Annotated in this window: 17 protein-coding genes; 1 reads left to right on the forward strand and 16 read right to left on the reverse strand. The window is 43.6% G+C overall.

Annotated elements, in window-relative coordinates; translation table 11 throughout:
- Window positions 1-702 (forward strand): DMT family transporter (locus ACFVSH_RS16595; protein ID WP_387706933.1); only part of this gene is annotated, 702 nt, incomplete at its 5' end.
- A gap of 522 nt (window positions 703-1,224) precedes the next feature.
- Here ACFVSH_RS16595 and larC2 read toward each other — a convergent pair.
- From larC2 to ACFVSH_RS16675, 16 genes are all read right to left on the reverse strand, one after another.
- Window positions 1,225-1,701 carry a nickel pincer cofactor biosynthesis protein LarC2 gene (gene larC2, locus ACFVSH_RS16600; protein WP_387599077.1) on the reverse strand — a complete coding sequence of 159 codons (477 nt, stop codon included), beginning with the start codon at window positions 1,699-1,701 and terminating at the stop codon, window positions 1,225-1,227.
- Window positions 1,698-2,510 (reverse strand): nickel pincer cofactor biosynthesis protein LarC, encoded by an 813-nt coding sequence (gene larC / locus ACFVSH_RS16605; RefSeq protein WP_387706953.1) that lies wholly within the window; start codon window positions 2,508-2,510, stop codon window positions 1,698-1,700. The genes larC2 and larC overlap by 4 nt, the downstream gene beginning before the upstream one ends.
- Window positions 2,491-3,261, reverse strand: coding sequence for a nickel pincer cofactor biosynthesis protein LarB (larB, locus tag ACFVSH_RS16610; protein WP_387599080.1), 771 nt, complete (start codon window positions 3,259-3,261; stop codon window positions 2,491-2,493). Before larB ends, larC begins: the two co-directional genes overlap by 20 nt.
- Window positions 3,258-4,073 carry an ATP-dependent sacrificial sulfur transferase LarE gene (larE, locus tag ACFVSH_RS16615; protein ID WP_387706935.1) on the reverse strand — a complete coding sequence of 272 codons (816 nt, stop codon included), beginning with the start codon at window positions 4,071-4,073 and terminating at the stop codon, window positions 3,258-3,260. The genes larB and larE overlap by 4 nt, the downstream gene beginning before the upstream one ends.
- A 183-nt stretch (window positions 4,074-4,256) precedes the next feature.
- A complete protein-coding gene (locus ACFVSH_RS16620; protein ID WP_387599086.1) occupies window positions 4,257-4,889 on the reverse strand; it encodes a bifunctional 4-hydroxy-2-oxoglutarate aldolase/2-dehydro-3-deoxy-phosphogluconate aldolase in 633 nt (210 codons plus the stop codon).
- A 13-nt stretch (window positions 4,890-4,902) separates the two neighbouring features.
- Entirely contained in the window at window positions 4,903-5,859 is a 957-nt protein-coding gene (locus ACFVSH_RS16625) for a sugar kinase (protein ID WP_387706937.1), read from the reverse strand.
- Between the two features lie 21 nt (window positions 5,860-5,880).
- Window positions 5,881-6,744: a fumarylacetoacetate hydrolase family protein gene (locus ACFVSH_RS16630; protein ID WP_387706939.1), complete on the reverse strand. Its 864-nt coding sequence runs from the start codon at window positions 6,742-6,744 to the stop codon at window positions 5,881-5,883.
- A 15-nt stretch (window positions 6,745-6,759) separates the two neighbouring features.
- Window positions 6,760-7,719 carry a C-terminal binding protein gene (locus ACFVSH_RS16635; protein ID WP_387599095.1) on the reverse strand — a complete coding sequence of 320 codons (960 nt, stop codon included), beginning with the start codon at window positions 7,717-7,719 and terminating at the stop codon, window positions 6,760-6,762.
- Window positions 7,720-7,786: 67 nt separating this feature from the next.
- The gene (locus ACFVSH_RS16640) at window positions 7,787-8,734 is read right to left on the reverse strand and encodes a U32 family peptidase (protein ID WP_387706941.1); all 948 of its coding nucleotides are present in this window, start codon (window positions 8,732-8,734) and stop codon (window positions 7,787-7,789) included.
- On the reverse strand, window positions 8,731-9,642 hold the full coding sequence (locus ACFVSH_RS16645) for a dihydrodipicolinate synthase family protein (RefSeq protein ID WP_387706943.1): 912 nt from the start codon (window positions 9,640-9,642) through the stop codon (window positions 8,731-8,733). The genes ACFVSH_RS16640 and ACFVSH_RS16645 overlap by 4 nt, the downstream gene beginning before the upstream one ends.
- Window positions 9,643-9,659: 17 nt before the next feature.
- A complete protein-coding gene (gene dgoD, locus ACFVSH_RS16650; RefSeq protein WP_387706945.1) occupies window positions 9,660-10,808 on the reverse strand; it encodes a galactonate dehydratase in 1,149 nt (382 codons plus the stop codon).
- Window positions 10,809-10,875: 67 nt separating this feature from the next.
- Entirely contained in the window at window positions 10,876-12,345 is a 1,470-nt protein-coding gene (gene gucD / locus ACFVSH_RS16655; protein WP_387706947.1) for an alpha-ketoglutaric semialdehyde dehydrogenase GucD, read from the reverse strand.
- 22 nt (window positions 12,346-12,367) lie between these two features.
- Window positions 12,368-13,525, reverse strand: coding sequence for a UxaA family hydrolase (locus ACFVSH_RS16660; protein WP_387706955.1), 1,158 nt, complete (start codon window positions 13,523-13,525; stop codon window positions 12,368-12,370).
- A gap of 4 nt (window positions 13,526-13,529) precedes the next feature.
- On the reverse strand, window positions 13,530-13,829 hold the full coding sequence (locus tag ACFVSH_RS16665) for a UxaA family hydrolase (protein WP_342613960.1): 300 nt from the start codon (window positions 13,827-13,829) through the stop codon (window positions 13,530-13,532).
- A gap of 11 nt (window positions 13,830-13,840) precedes the next feature.
- Window positions 13,841-14,728, reverse strand: coding sequence for a fumarylacetoacetate hydrolase family protein (locus ACFVSH_RS16670; protein WP_387706949.1), 888 nt, complete (start codon window positions 14,726-14,728; stop codon window positions 13,841-13,843).
- A gap of 31 nt (window positions 14,729-14,759) precedes the next feature.
- A partial coding sequence (locus ACFVSH_RS16675) for an IclR family transcriptional regulator (protein WP_387706951.1) occupies window positions 14,760-15,199 on the reverse strand: 440 nt, incomplete at its 5' end.

The raw sequence follows: 15,199 nt of genomic DNA on the forward strand, positions 1-15,199 counted from the left end.
GCACTTTTGAGTGTCGTTTTTCATCATTATTTTTTAGCTGAGGGATTGACGAAGACTTCTGCATCGAATGCTGGACTGATTTTGGGCATGGGGCCAATTTTGACAGTCATCTTGACCATGATATTCTTTCGTAAAAAGCCAACTTTAATTAGGCTTTTTGGCTTTATATGCGGTGCCATGGGTGTGAGTTTTACCGTTATGGCAGGAAGTGGAGGACTTCATTCTATTAATCTGGGGGATGTGGATATTTTACTTTCCATACTTTCACAGGCATTAAGTTTCATTCTTATCAATAAAGCCTCAAAAACAATGGACCCACGATTACTAACCGGCTACATGATGCTGATTGGATCTTTTATTCTTTTTGCCATCAGCTTATGGAAGGAACCAGAGGGCTTATCTTCACTGGCAACTGCACCGTCCTCCATCTGGGGAGCTTTCATTTTCTCCGCCATTTTCGCCACTGCCCTCGGGCACATGAGCTATAATTATGCCATTGGTAAGGTAGGCGCAGCCGAATCATCCATTTTTCTTAACTTAAACACCTTATTCTCTTTGTTAGGGGCAGCATTTTTCCTTAATGAAGCCATTGTACCTGCACATTTCATTGGACTTATCTTCATTGTTTCGGGGGTATTGCTTGGCTCAGGTGCAATTGAAATATGGATTCTTCAAAGGAAAAATAAACGTATTTCTGCCTAGCGGCAACGGCAGCCCCTAGATTCAGGTACCTTTCTTCATACCAGAAAAAGAGACCCTATGACACTACCATCCCAATGGCTTAGCAGTGTCATAGGGTCTTATTATATATTGCCCATCCTCTTCTCCATCTACAGATGATTATAAGCCCTTGAAACATACTTGCAGTATAATAATTGGAGATTCATATCCGTTACAATATACCCCTATATTCACATGGACATATCCATTGAAGTATGCCCATTATGACAAGCTTTTTTGTTAACAGAAGGCTTGTTTGCAATCTGGGCTAATTGATTTATTTTATAAGCATGACTGGAATCTCATGCTGTCTGTAATCCGTAGACAGTCTCTTTTATATGTATTAATTCGACAAATAAGTCTTCAACGAGGTTTCTCAGAAAGAAAAGGGCCGCGATAATTTTTTCGTTTTTCCTGCCGTGGTTGCTACGGCAATAACATGATCCGGCTCTAACGAATGCTTTATCCCCAATAGAAACCCTAATGTAAGAATCGACACCAAGCTCATTTCTCTATCACTTCCCCGAGACACTTCCATACTTCTTCATAAACCCTTTTAAGAGGTATATTGTACTGAACGGCAATTTTACGGCAATCTTCATATTCAGGTGCCTGCTGTATGGGTTGGCCCTCATGGAAACCTCTCTTTATCGTCACTTGCCCCCATTGTGTGTCTACATATAATAAAGATCGTTCGAGTCTGTGTACGGTAAGAGGATAGTAGCGTATACCGAGAGTCGTCGTTTCAGCAAATATTATCTTCTTGATTTTCGAAATCACCTGCTGTGAACAGAGAAGTTGCAATAACACCCCCGGTCGATTTTTTTTCATGAAGATAGGCGTATAAAATACATCATTTGCTCCTGCTTCAAACAACAAATCCATTACATGACCAAGCCATTCACCGGAAATATCATCTAGATTCACTTCCATTTTTACCATTTGTCCATCAAGATGCTCATGATCAGGTGGGTGCTTCATTGGATCTCCCCTATAATAATGCGAAGGACGTTCGGATGATTTTCAAATGTTTTTGTCCCCGCACCATAGCCAATCGATTCGACAGTCATGGCTGGAAGCGAACCAAATTTTTCAGCTAAAACCGCAGCGATGGCAGCACCGGTCGGCGTTGCTAATTCAGAACGAATAGCGTTTGAGGCTATCGGTACCCCCTTTAATATTTCAAGTGTGGCAGGTGCAGGAACCGGGTATGTTCCGTGATCAATATGTATATGTCCAGATCCCGTAGGAATGGCTGATGCCTGAACTGATTCAATACCTAGCTGTTCGATTAAAATTGCAGCCCCGATTATATCTATTATCGAATCTACAGCCCCTACCTCATGAAAGTGAACTTTATCAAGCGGAAGCCCGTGTATGTGCCCTTCCGCTTCACCAATCTTCTTAAATATGGCGAGTGACATGTTTGTTACCGCTTCATTAAGGTTCGCCTCATTGATAGCTTCTATAATTTGTTTGTAGGTGCGGCTACCATGATGATTGTGAAGTGCATGGCTATGGTTGTGTTCATCGTTATGGCTGTGTTCATGTTCATGACTGTGGCTGTGCTCATGTGGTTGCTCTGATTTACTGGTAAGAATGACATCAAATTTAGTACTCGTAATGCCATTTTTGACGACTTTCCCCCATGACAGATTATATTCTTCATCTATATTCAGCTTTTTTAACTCTTCTTCCATTTGAAAAGGGTCTGCACCTGCATCGATCAACGCACCAATAACCATATCTCCGCTTATGCCGGAAAAGCAGTCAAAATATAATGTCCTCATCATCATTGATCTCCTTTTTATGTACAAGTTTGTATATAATCGCTGCATTATAGGCTGCACCAAATCCATTATCGATGTTCACCACACTTACACCCGATGCGCATGAATTAAGCATGGATAAAAGGGCCGATAAACCGTTAAAATTGGCACCGTAACCGATACTTGTCGGTACAGCAATAATTGGATTTGTGACAAGGCCTCCTAACACACTTGGGAGTGCCCCTTCCATCCCCGCTACACAAACTGATACGGTGGCTCCTCGTATCTCGTCTATATTATCAAGGAGGCGGTGCAGCCCAGCAACACCAACATCGTATATACGCCTGACTGGAATACCTAGTGTTTCGGCCGTCACGGCAGCTTCTTCAGCAACGGATAAATCTGATGTCCCGGCGCACACAATTGCAACATATGAACCAACGGATTTTGGTTTTTCTTTAACCCAGGCAAGTGTCCGGGCCATATCGTTATACTCAAATTCACTACATTCTTTTTGTACAAAAACTGCTTTTTCCCGAGAAATTCGAGTCACAAGCACAGAATCATTCCTTGTCCGCAGTGATTGTACAATCGTTAAAATTTGCTCAGCCGTTTTCCCTTCTCCAAATACAATTTCGGGAAAGCCTTGTCTCCTTTTTCGATGATGATCAATTTTTACAAAACCCAAATTCTCATATGATGCAAGTTTTTCCTTTGCTTCCGCTGCTGTCAATGAACCATTTTGAACCTGCTCTAAAATATTGTCGATCATAACATTTCTTCCTTTTTTAGCGCTATATTCATACTTCCGCTTGTATAGCCCGTGAGATCCATTGATACATACTTATAACCAAATTGCTTCAGCCGTTTCGTGATTGCCGCATGGTATTGGAGCACTCGCGGCATATCAACGGGTTCAACTTCAATTCGGGCAGTATCCCCATGCGTCCTGACTCTTACCTGATGAATATCCAATGATTTTAAGTAAGCTTCTGATTTATCCACTTTCGTCAACTTTTCCTTCGTAATGATATCGCCATATGCAATGCGTGAAGATAGGCATGCGAATGATGGTTTATCCCAGGTTGGCAAACCGGCTTGCTTGGACAATACTCTTATTTCTTCTTTGAATAAACCGGCTTCCAGAAGAGGTCCCCTGATTCCTTTTTCTTTAGCTGCTTTCATGCCTGGACGAAATTCGTTAGCATCATCAGCGATGACTCCATAAATTATATTTTTAAATTCATATTCTTCAAGAATAGGAAGCAGGTGGTCAAATAAACTACTTTTACAAAAGTAACAGCGATTCTGATTATTTTCTGAATATCCAGGAATGGCCAACTCCGAAGTTTGAATGACTCGATGGTTGGCACCTATCCATTTTGATAGCATAATGGCTTCTTTCAACTCACTCGACGGATAGGTTTCCGAATCTGCTGTAATGGCTAACACATTATCATAACCCAAAGTATCAATAGCAACATTTAGCAAAAAAGTGCTGTCCACCCCTCCTGAAAAAGCGACCACTACCGACTCCATTTTTTGAAGAATTTCCTGCAGATTTCTATACTTTTCTAGTAACATAGCACTTTTCCCCTTTCTGGTTTGCCTGAATTTATCCACTCTCCGCCAGCAATAATACCCTTGATGGACTACTATAAGATTGAACGAGATACATCAAATTGGTAAGAAAGGAGGAAATGAACACAGTCATACTTTCATTCCCAGTTCCCATTGGACCGAAATTCAAATAAGCTACGGATTGCTTTAGCTTTTTTGTACGATTGCTGAAAATTTTTTTGCCATTTCTGTCAGCCTGGTGTAATCTTCACCCGTAGTCAATTTCGCAGGATTGATCAATGAACCACCAAGTCCTGCCGCGATGGCACCTGCCTTAAAAAAAGATGCAAGGTTGTCAAGGTTGACACCGCCAGTTGGCATAAGGGGAATGTGAGGAAGCGGTCCTTTAAGATTTTTAAAGTAGCTAACACCCAGTGTATCTGCCGGGAAAACTTTGACAATGTCGGCTCCATGCTCATAAGCAGTCAATATTTCGGTTGGTGTGAGCGCACCGGGGATACTAATAACGCCATAGCGCTTAGCCATTTTAATCGTTTTGACATTGACGGTTGGAGAAAAGATAAATTCCGCCCCTGCCATGATGACCGCACGGGCCGTTTCAGGATCCAATACCGTGCCGGCACCCGCTATGATATCATCACCGAACTCCTCTTTCACTCTTTCAATTAAATGGCACACTTTGGGAGTTTCCACCGTTATTTCAAGTGTTCTGATGCCTCCCTCTTTCAGGGCCCGGGCGATTGGTATAATTTGGTCTGGGCGTGCACCGCGAATGACGGCAACTAGCTTCCCATGTTTAAGCTCTTCAAGTTTAGTCATTTTTTCCACCTTTCTACCTCGTCACATCCTCAGTGCCGCCACTCATGAACAAAGCGAGGTCGGCACGGACCGGTAGCCCCTCAACATCGCCATTTACCATCGTTGCCATTGCTCCCATGGCATTTCCGCGCCTTGCAGCTTCATATAGAGGCAGTCCATCGAGCAGGCCGGAAAGTACACCGGATGTAAAAGCATCACCAGCACCTATGGGATCCACGACCCGTTCCACATGGAATCCAGGAACGTATGTTTTCGGTACAGACGGGGCTGAAATTAAAGAACCCTCTTTGCCCAATTTAAGTAAAACTGTTTCAACACCGAGTTCATGAAAATGAACGGCTAACATCTCCGGAGCATGGGAACCGAATAAAAATTCGGCTTCGGCCACCCCAGGCATGACGATATCACTTTTCGAGGCGTACTTTGTTATGATGTGACGCGCTTCATTTTCATCCGACCATATTTTCAAGCGAATATTCGGATCGAAGACGATTTTTGTTCCGTTTTCTTTAGCAATGCGGATCGCTTTATCCAAGAGCGAACGACACGAATTCCCTAGTGCAGGGGTAATTCCGGTAATATGGAGATAAGCTGCTTCTTGGATGGCGAGATCGGTTAGTAATTCCGCCGTCATTTTACTAGCTGCCGAATCTTTCCTGTAATAGTAAACTCTAGTATCATTCAGCCGTCTGTATTCTTTAAAAAATACTCCGGTAGGCGCATCAGGATCTCTTGTTACATAAGAGACATCAACACCTTCTCCGCGAATGAACGATTGCATGGCATCGCCAAATTCATCCTCGCCGAGACGGCTTATCCAGCGTGTCCTATGACCGAGTCGGCTTAGCCCGATCGCGACATTGGATTCCGCACCGCCGAACTTCATTGAAAAAGATCGGGCGTGGCGAAGTGGACCTTCTTCATTCGGGGTAAACACTGTCATTGTTTCTCCGATGGTTACAACATCCATGTCATCACCTTCTTTCTCTTGTCATGCTATTACGTGATTAGAAAGCGTGCCGATCTTCTCAATGCTGACGTTCATCCGGTCACCGTTTTTCAACCAGATTTTCGGATTCCGCCCCATTCCAACGCCAGGTGGCGTACCAGTTGCAATCAAATCACCCGGCATCAGTGTCATGGACTGTGATAAAAATGATATGATTTTCGGAACCGTAAAAATTAGGTTGCTTGTATTTGAATCCTGCATAATTTCACCGTTTAATTCAAGCGAAATCGCTAGATTGTGGGGGTCACCCACTTCATCTTGCGTCACGATAAAAGGACCAAATGGCGCAAATGTGTCAGCCGTTTTGCCTCTCGACCACTGGCCATCCTGAAATTGCAAGTCTCGGGCGCTAATATCATTCATAATTGTATAGCCAAAGATGTAATCATTCGCCTCTTCTTCTGATACATGTTTCGCTTCCCTCCCAATGACAAACGCAAGCTCTGCTTCAAAGTCGACCGCGGTTGAATTAATTGGAATTTCAATCGCATCATTATGGCCGGCAATGGCATTTGCATATTTGGTAAAAATGACCGGTGATTCAGGAGGCTCCATCCCCGTTTCCTTGCAATGATCAAAATAGTTAAGTCCTACGCAAATGATTTTATCCGGCTTTGCGATTGGCGGCAGGATTTTTACTTCTGACAGCTTGAATATTGCATCGTCATTAACTCGTTGTTCAATTAACTGTTCTGCACGTGTTCTCAATTCGCTGCTGCGTTCTATGAATTTTTTCATGCAAGTTGGAAATTCTTCTGGACTAAGAGCCGTTAAACTAATGATTTGATCATTTTTAACAAGACCGATGTGTTGTTCGGTTTGTACGGAAAAAGTCGCTAATTTCATATTTTTTCCCCTTTCTTAAGTCAGAGCGTATGGTGTTATTTCCCCGTTTAAGACCTGAACGATATTTCTCGCTGCCTTTTGACGAAGTTCAACCATTGCTTCCTCTGAATACCAGGCACTGTGCGGCGTAATGATGACATTGTCCATTGTGAGTAGCGGGCTATCGGCGCTGACCGGCTCTTTCTCTGTCACATCAAGTGCTGCACCTGCAATTACCCCTTTTTCAAGTGCATCAGAAAGTGCTTTTTCATCGATTATCGGTCCGCGTGCCGTGTTAATGATAACCGCATTTCTCTTCATTTGTTTAAGGCGCTCCTCATTGATCAGATGGTATGTATCATCAATTAAGGGCACATGGATCGACAAATAATCAGCTTCTGCTATAATTTCGTCGAGCTCCATTTTTTGAACCCCAACCGCAGCCATGTCTGCCGCTGATACGAAAGGATCGTATGCAGCAGTTTTAAAGCCGAGCGGTTTCACCTTTTCAATGAAACGGCGCGGAATCCGACCAAAGCCTAGAACCCCAACAGTTTGCTCGTTAAATCGATGAATCGGGACACACACCTTAAAATCCCAGTTACCTTTTTTCACTTCATTGTTTAACAGTGTCACTTTCCGCGCCGAAGTAAGTAAAAGTGCCAATGCATGATTCGATACTTCTTCCATGCCATAATCCGGTACATTGGCGACAGTAATCCCCTTTTCCTTAGCCGCATTGAGATCAATTGTATTGACGCCAACACCGTAGCGGGAAATGATTTTGGTGTTTTCAAGCGAATCAATAACTCGGCGTGAGATAGGAGCATATTGATTCAAAATTGCATCCACTTCTTTTGCCTGCCCCATTACTTCTTCTTCAGTTTTGCATTGCGCTTTGATGAATTCGATTTCCAGACCGCTTTCTTGAAAAATCTCTTCTTCATATTTCAAATGTTCAAATTCGTAATCCGTTATTAATATTTTAAACGACATTTGGGCTCAACTCCCTTTTAGTAATAAATACGTGAATATTAGAGGGGATCCCCTCACGTTAATATCATTATTTAACTGCTGCCTTTTCAATTTTCGCAATTCCGAGTCCTTTTGCACCGAGTTTTGATGTTTTTGCTTCTGGATAGTATCGTTTGATCATTTGAATACCAATTGCGGCACGGCGTACACGTTCCTTTGTGAGTGAGATATTCGTACTTTCCCATTGTTTCCCAGATGGATATACATCTGGGTGATTACGAAGACCGAATTTGATGTAGACAGGCGCCAATACACGAATTATTTCCGGTATTTCATAATAGCGAAGAAAGCCGCCGAAAGTATCCGGAACTTCAACGTATAAATCAATTGGAATGTCTATCGATTGTCGGATCGCTGCAAGTTTAGACAGTGTTAATGCAGGTGGCACGTTGTAGGTATCCGCACCGATGTCTTCCATTAATTTGACGGATACTGGATTGGCAGAACCCATTTGAACCGATACTTTAACAACAAAGTCTTCCGGAAGCTGTCCGTATTTTTTCATTTCTTTCGTTAAAAGAAGGAGTCCTTCATCCGCGACTAACGCACCGCGAAGACCTAGTGCAGCCCCTCTTTTCAGGTCTTCCATGGCATAAACAAGCTGATCGGAGCCCTCATGGCGAATTCCCTGAGATTTGCCTCCTGTCGTAAGCGGTCCCGCACTGACATCCCATGAACCCCTGGGACCGACAAACAAACTCAGCTCCATGCCACGCTCTGCTGTCATTTTACACATTTCTATAATTTCTTCATCGGTTTGAAGCATGATGCCGCTGCCCTGAGATATTCGGTGAATGGTCAAACCGAGTCGGTCAATTTCTTTCAATGTTTCTTTCAGTGCTATCGGGCCTTCTACGCTTGGGAGTTCAATACGGTATTGAGCACCGTCTGGAAATGTTTTCGTTGATGTAGGAAGTTCTTTTAAATCAGTTGATGGGTATCCTAATTGTTCGAGCAAGTCTCGTGATTCTTTCATTTTTGGACGCCTTCTTTCATATTTATATTTTTTAAAAGAACAGCTACTTTGTCACTCAAATCAGCAGGGTATACATCGCAGGGTGCACGGTGTCCAGCAGCAACGTCAAACCAGCGCTGATGAACCGCTTCTTTCATGGCAGTAAAAAATGTCGGACCGTAATTGTACACATCCATCAGTTTTGAAATCACTTGATGTTTTTTCTGTGCTTCAGCAAGGTCACCTTTATGATACAATTGATATAAATCAACGGAAATTTCCGGTGCAAAGACAGCGCTTCCATTAATGCTTCCCGCTGCACCAATCATTTGGGCCGGAAGCAAGTGCTCGTCAAAAGCCGAGAAGACTCGGAAATCACTGCGAACTTTCTTCACTTCCGCCAGCACTTGACGAAGGTGCCCGAAATCACTGACCGTCTCTTTAATACCAGCTATGTTTGAATGATCTTCAGCTAATTTTTTAATCAATTCGATTGATAAATTTTGACCTGTCAGAAGCGGGATATTATAAATGAAAACTTGCAGATCAGTATGATTCGCTACACTGGAAAAATGAAGGTATAATTGGTCGTCAGACAGCTTCCAGTAATACGGGTTGACTACGAGAACGCCGTTCGCTCCATGCTCTTCTGCATAAGAAGTCAGTTCTTGCACCTCTTTTAATGCGGTATGCCCTACCCCGACCATGACAGGCACTCGTCCGTTAATATGCTTGATCATTTCGCGTACATATAGTTTTCTTTCTTCCGTTGTAAGCGATGAGAACTCACCTGAACTTCCCATCAATAAAATACCGTCTATATTCCGTGAGATTAATAGGTCGATATAACTTCTGTTCAGCGCCATATCTAAGTTCCCCGATTCATCAAATAAGGTGACTACCGGTGGAATGATGCCATGAAAGTCCATTGTTTTTCCTCCTTTTATTACCATTCAGCGATGCTCCCGTCTTCATTACGCCAAATTGGGTTTTTCCAATCATGTCCGGTTTCTGCTGCCTGCTTCACTTTTTCTTCATCAATTTCCACCCCAAGACCCGGTTTATCCGGAATGTTCACATAACCATTTTCATAGTCGAATAATTCTGGATTTTTCATATAATCGAGAATGTCCATGCCTTCGTTGTAATGAATACCAAGGCTTTGTTCTTGAATTATGAAATTCGGTGTCGTTGCGTCCAAATGAATTGATGAAGCGAGGGTCATCGGACCGAGCGGGCAGTGCGGTGCGATCGCTACATCATACGATTCTGCCATCGCGGCAATTTTTTTCCCTTCTAAAATACCACCTGTGTGGGATAGATCCGGCTGAATAATATCGACATAGCCATCTTGAAGAAGCTGCTTAAAGCCCCAGCGTGTATACATCCTTTCACCCGTCGCAATCGGACACGTAGTATGCCAGGCAATCTCGCGAAGTGCTTCATTATTTTCCGGCAGCACCGGCTCTTCAATGAACATTGGATGGTATGGTTCAAGTTCTTTCACAATCGCCTTTGCCATCGTTTTATGAATCCTTCCATGAAAATCCACTCCAATGCCAAAGTCTTTGCCAACAGCTTCCCTAATTGAAGCAACGCGTTCGATGACAGCCTCTACTTTCGAAAAACTATCAATGTAATTCATTTCTTCTGATGCGTTCATTTTGACAGCAAGGAAGCCCTCTTTCTGTTTTTCGATGGCAGCTGCAACGACATCCACTGGCCGATCTCCTCCGACCCACGAGTACACTTTAATTTTTTCACGTGCTTTGCCGCCGAGCATTTGGTATACAGGAATATTGAAGTATTTTCCTTTTATATCCCATAGTGCCTGCTCAATCCCAGAAATGGCACTCATTAAAATTGGCCCCCCACGGTAAAATCCACCTCGATAAAGTGTTTGCCAGATGTCTTCAATGTCGTTCGGATTTCTCCCGATCAAATAATCGGTCAATTCGTTAACTGCTGCTTTAACGGTTTCCGCACGCCCTTCCACGACAGGCTCTCCCCAGCCGGAAATGCCTTCATCTGTATCAATTTTTAAAAACAGCCAGCGGGGTGGAACTTTGTATAAAGAAATTTTACTGATTTTCATCAAGCACCTCGCATTGTTTTTTTGGAAGGAAGAGAGGTTTTCAAACATGGAACCTCTCTTTCTCTTATTAAGAACCTTTAATGAAAACCGTTTTTATGGCTGTATAAAATTCTTTCGCCGCCTCACCTTGCTCTCGCGAACCCGTACTCGATGCTTTCATGCCTCCGAATGGGGCTTGCAACTCAACACCCGCGCTTTCTGCGTTAATACGGACAAGCCCTGCCTCAATTTCATCGATGAAATCCAGAATCGAGCTAATATTTGATGTGAAGATTGATGCACTCAATCCGTATTTCGTATTATTTGCCATGTCAATCGCCTCGGCAAGATCGGTTGCTTTCATAAGCGCGATAACCGGTCCAAAAATTTCTGCCTGTGCTATCACCATATCCGTAGTCACGCCTTCAAAAATCGCAGGTGTAATGAAAAAGCCCCCATCATAGTCTCCGCCAGTTAATATCTCCCCGCCATGAATGAGTTTTGCTCCCTCCTGCTTCCCTTTTTCAATGTACTCTTTCACCGTATTGAACTGGCTTTCGCTTGCACATGGGCCCATCCAAATTCCCTCTTGAAGGCCGTTGCCAACCGTTATTTTCGCAGCTGCTTCTACCAGTTTTTGTTTAAATACATCATAGACCGAGGATTCAACTACAACACGGCTTGAAGCTGTGCATTTTTGGCCGGAGGAACGAAATCCACCGTTGATGACCGCCTCGACTGCTTGGTCGATGTTTGCATCTTTCGTCACGATGACTGGATTTTTGCCTCCCATTTCAAGTTGATATTTTATCCCGCGGGCGGAAGCTGATTTCGCGACGCTCTGTCCGACACTTTCAGAACCGGTAAATGTGATTGCATTTAAAAGCAGATGATCGATGAGCCCTTGGCCTATGATCGATCCTTTACCGGTAATAAAATTCAAAACACCCTCAGGGAAGCCTGCTTTGGTGAAGCATTCCATGACTTTCGCTGCTGTAACGGCTCCTTCCGTAGCGGGTTTCCATACGATTGTATTGCCATATACAAGTGCTGGAGCCATTTTCCAGATGGGAATGGCAACCGGGAAGTTCCATGGCGTGATTATCCCCACAACACCAAGAGGGGAGCGTTTTGTAAACATTAAGGCATCTTTATCGGATGACGGAATAACATCGCCGTCTTTCCGCATCCCTTCCCCAGCATAGTAACGCAGGATTGCAACGCCTCGTGCAGTTTCGCCTTTTGCTTCAGGTAACGTTTTACCCATTTCGCGAGTCATGGTTTCGGCAATTTCATCAAGATTTTCTTCCAATATATTGGCCGTTTTGAAAAGGATTTGTCCACGTGCTGACTGACCAAGCCTGCGCCAATCCCCCTTTGCCTTATGTGCAGAAGTCACCGCTTCGTTCAAGTCATCTTCTGTTGAGCTTTGTACGTAGCCAACCGGTTCTTTGTCTGCGGGATTAATGCTTTCGATTGTATTTCCAGAAGATGCATTCACCCACTCATTATTAATGAAATTCTTATATGTTTTCGTTGCAAATGTAGTTGATAACATAATCTTCAGCTCCTTTTTCGTTTTAAAATGTCGGTCCAATTCTCCAAATGCCAAAGTCATGCTGCTTTAAGATCTCCGCTTTTGTTAATTTTCCGTTTGAAACATGTTGAATTTCTTCCATGATGCGCCTTCCCACTTCATCGACGGTTTCTAAACCATCAACGATCGTACCTGCATTTAAATCCATATTTTCATTCATCCTGTAAAACATTGGTGTATTAGTTGAGATTTTTATGACGGGTGAAATAGGAGAACCCGTTGGCGTGCCTCTTCCACTTGTAAAGAGAACGATTTGGGCACCGCCTGCGACCATTCCCGTCAATTGCTCAATGTCGTGGCCAGGCGTATCCATCCAGACGAGCCCTTTTTTTGTGGGCACCTGGGCATAATCAATGACTTCTTCCAGCCTGGTTGTGCCAGATTTTGTCGCTGCCCCCAGTGATTTTTCTTCGAGTGAGCTGAGACCTCCCTCAATGTTTCCCGGACTTGGATTTCCGGTGCGGATATCTACGCCCATTTGCATCGAGCGGTCTTCCATCATTTTAATAACCGCATAAGCTTTTTTGGCTACCTGGTCGTTTGCCGCCCGGTTAGCAATCAAATGCTCTGCACCGATGAGTTCAGTCGTTTCCGCTAATATTGCGGTTCCCCCCTGCTGAACAACCAAATCGCTTGTACGTCCGACTGCCGGATTAGCCGATAAACCGGAGCATGCATCAGACCCACCGCATTCCGTGCCGACAATCAGCTCGCTGAAATCACATAATTCCCGTTGCACCATCGAGGCATCCTGGACCATTTTTACCGCAATTTTAGCTACTTCGGCAATGGTTTGAAGAGTGCCTCCATGTTCCTGAATCGATACAGTTTCCACTGGTTTACCGCATTTAGCAATTTCATCTCCAATACGGTGCGCCTGATGTGTTTCACAGCCAAGGCCGAGTACTATGACACCATATACATTTGGATTCATCCCCATTCCCGCATAGGTTCTGGCCGTTTGATCAAAATCAGAGCCCACTTGCGCACAGCCATGCTGATGAATGAATGTGACGGTTCCGCTCACCAATTCTGTGACGCGCTGTGCAGTTTGGGTTGCGCATGTTATCGTTGGCAAAATCAGTACATGATTCCGGACTCCGACGCGGCCATCCGGACGGCGATAGCCCCAAAACTGCATTTTTTCATTCAGCAATTTTGTCACCCCTTCCTCTTTTACCTTCTAAATTGTGTACATGAACATGTGCACCAGCTGGAATAAAAGCTGAGGCTGCCCCTATGACTTCCCCATATTTAATTATGTCTGCTCCTTGTTCGATGGCTTTGACTGCGAACTTATGTCCAAAACGAATCGGTTCAAGAATGGGTACGACAAGTTCTTCAAGGTCTGCCTTCACAATCACTGATGTGTTTGCAGGGATTTCGGATAAAGCGACAGCTACACTATCTTTCGTACTCAAGTAAAGTGTTTTATACTCGCCCATTTTGTCACCCCTTAAATTGTTTGAACTGCTTTACTTTGGATAACCGGGTTGTTTAATACTCCAATCCCAGGTATTTCGATTTCGATTCGGTCATCGCCTTTCAATGTAAATTCATTTGGCGGAACCACGCATGTACCTGTAAGTAACACTGATCCGTCAAAAACAGTGTTATCCAAGACTAAATAGTCGACAAGCTCTTCCAATTTTCGTTTCAGTTGGTTTACTTTCGCTTCACCTTCAAATACTTTTTCTTCATTTCGATAAATACGGCACATGATTTTAAGCTCATATGGATCCGGAACAGCCTCTTTTAACAAGATGGCCGGTCCAATGGAGCAAGAGTTTTTCCATACTTTTGCCTGTGGAAGATAAAGCGGATTTTCACCTTCAATATCACGGCAGCTCATGTCATTACCTGCGATATATCCAAGTACCGTTCCCTCTTTATCGATGACAAGCCCAAGCTCCGGCTCCGGAATTTGCCATTTTGAATCAGAACGCAAGTATACCGGATCATTCGGGCCCACGGTTCTTGCTGCAGTCGATTTAAAGAAAATCTCAGGACGCACTGCATCATAAACTTTGTCATAGAAAGTTTGGCGGTCCAGCTTTCCTTGTGTCGCTTCGTAGTTACGTGCTTCTTTGCTTTTCTTATATGTAACGCCAGATGCCCATACTTCCGGCGCATCGATTGGCGTGGTTAATTCAAGACCTTCCAATGGCCGCTTTTCCCCTTTGGCGATAATTTGTTTTACAATATCAAACGGCGTTCTGTTATCATGACGTGCCGCTGTAATCAACGACATAAAATCCGTAAATGGAAGGTCCACTACAATGTTTTCGTTTGTCACGGCAGCAAGTTGTTTTTTATTGTCTTTTACATAGCGAATAATTCTCATTTTCTAGTTCCTCCTAAATGGCAGGCCTCATTTATATTTTTTGATATTCATAACCGAGCTCCTGCGAAATTTTACTGCTGCATTCCTTTAAGAGACGTACATAATACTCATGTGTTTCTTCATTTACTTTCGAAGCAGGCATCGATACACTCATTGCAGCGATTACCTTTCCTGAATAATCTTTTATCGGGACGGCAAGACAGTAAATGCCCGGTTCGTTTTCTTCATTATCCATTGAATAGCCATTAATGCGTGCTTTTTCGATTTCCGCTAAAAACTGCTCCTTGGATCTAATCGATCTTTCGGTCGGTCCCGTATAATCATAGCCATCCAAGAGCAAATCCAGTTCACTATTCGTTTTCGTCGCAACAAGGGATTTGCCAACTGCACTCGTATGAATCGGAACACGTCGGCCAATACGGGAATAGAGGACCGTTACCCCAGTGCCCTCCACTTTATCGACATAAACAC

This window comes from Peribacillus sp. NPDC058002, from assembly GCF_042886655.1.
Lineage (GTDB): Bacteria > Bacillota > Bacilli > Bacillales > DSM-1321 > Peribacillus > Peribacillus aracenensis.

Coding starts and splice junctions, on each gene's coding strand:
- larC2 (WP_387599077.1), bottom strand. CDS start 1,701: ATGAAGCACCCACCTGATCATGAGCATCTTGATGGACAAATGGTAAAA.
- larC (WP_387706953.1), bottom strand. CDS start 2,510: ATGAGGACATTATATTTTGACTGCTTTTCCGGCATAAGCGGAGATATG.
- larB (WP_387599080.1), bottom strand. CDS start 3,261: ATGATCGACAATATTTTAGAGCAGGTTCAAAATGGTTCATTGACAGCA.
- larE (WP_387706935.1), bottom strand. CDS start 4,073: ATGTTACTAGAAAAGTATAGAAATCTGCAGGAAATTCTTCAAAAAATG.
- ACFVSH_RS16620 (WP_387599086.1), bottom strand. CDS start 4,889: ATGACTAAACTTGAAGAGCTTAAACATGGGAAGCTAGTTGCCGTCATT.
- ACFVSH_RS16625 (WP_387706937.1), bottom strand. CDS start 5,859: ATGGATGTTGTAACCATCGGAGAAACAATGACAGTGTTTACCCCGAAT.
- ACFVSH_RS16630 (WP_387706939.1), bottom strand. CDS start 6,744: ATGAAATTAGCGACTTTTTCCGTACAAACCGAACAACACATCGGTCTT.
- ACFVSH_RS16635 (WP_387599095.1), bottom strand. CDS start 7,719: ATGTCGTTTAAAATATTAATAACGGATTACGAATTTGAACATTTGAAA.
- ACFVSH_RS16640 (WP_387706941.1), bottom strand. CDS start 8,734: ATGAAAGAATCACGAGACTTGCTCGAACAATTAGGATACCCATCAACT.
- ACFVSH_RS16645 (WP_387706943.1), bottom strand. CDS start 9,642: ATGGACTTTCATGGCATCATTCCACCGGTAGTCACCTTATTTGATGAA.
- dgoD (WP_387706945.1), bottom strand. CDS start 10,808: ATGAAAATCAGTAAAATTTCTTTATACAAAGTTCCACCCCGCTGGCTG.
- gucD (WP_387706947.1), bottom strand. CDS start 12,345: ATGTTATCAACTACATTTGCAACGAAAACATATAAGAATTTCATTAAT.
- ACFVSH_RS16660 (WP_387706955.1), bottom strand. CDS start 13,525: ATGCAGTTTTGGGGCTATCGCCGTCCGGATGGCCGCGTCGGAGTCCGG.
- ACFVSH_RS16665 (WP_342613960.1), bottom strand. CDS start 13,829: ATGGGCGAGTATAAAACACTTTACTTGAGTACGAAAGATAGTGTAGCT.
- ACFVSH_RS16670 (WP_387706949.1), bottom strand. CDS start 14,728: ATGAGAATTATTCGCTATGTAAAAGACAATAAAAAACAACTTGCTGCC.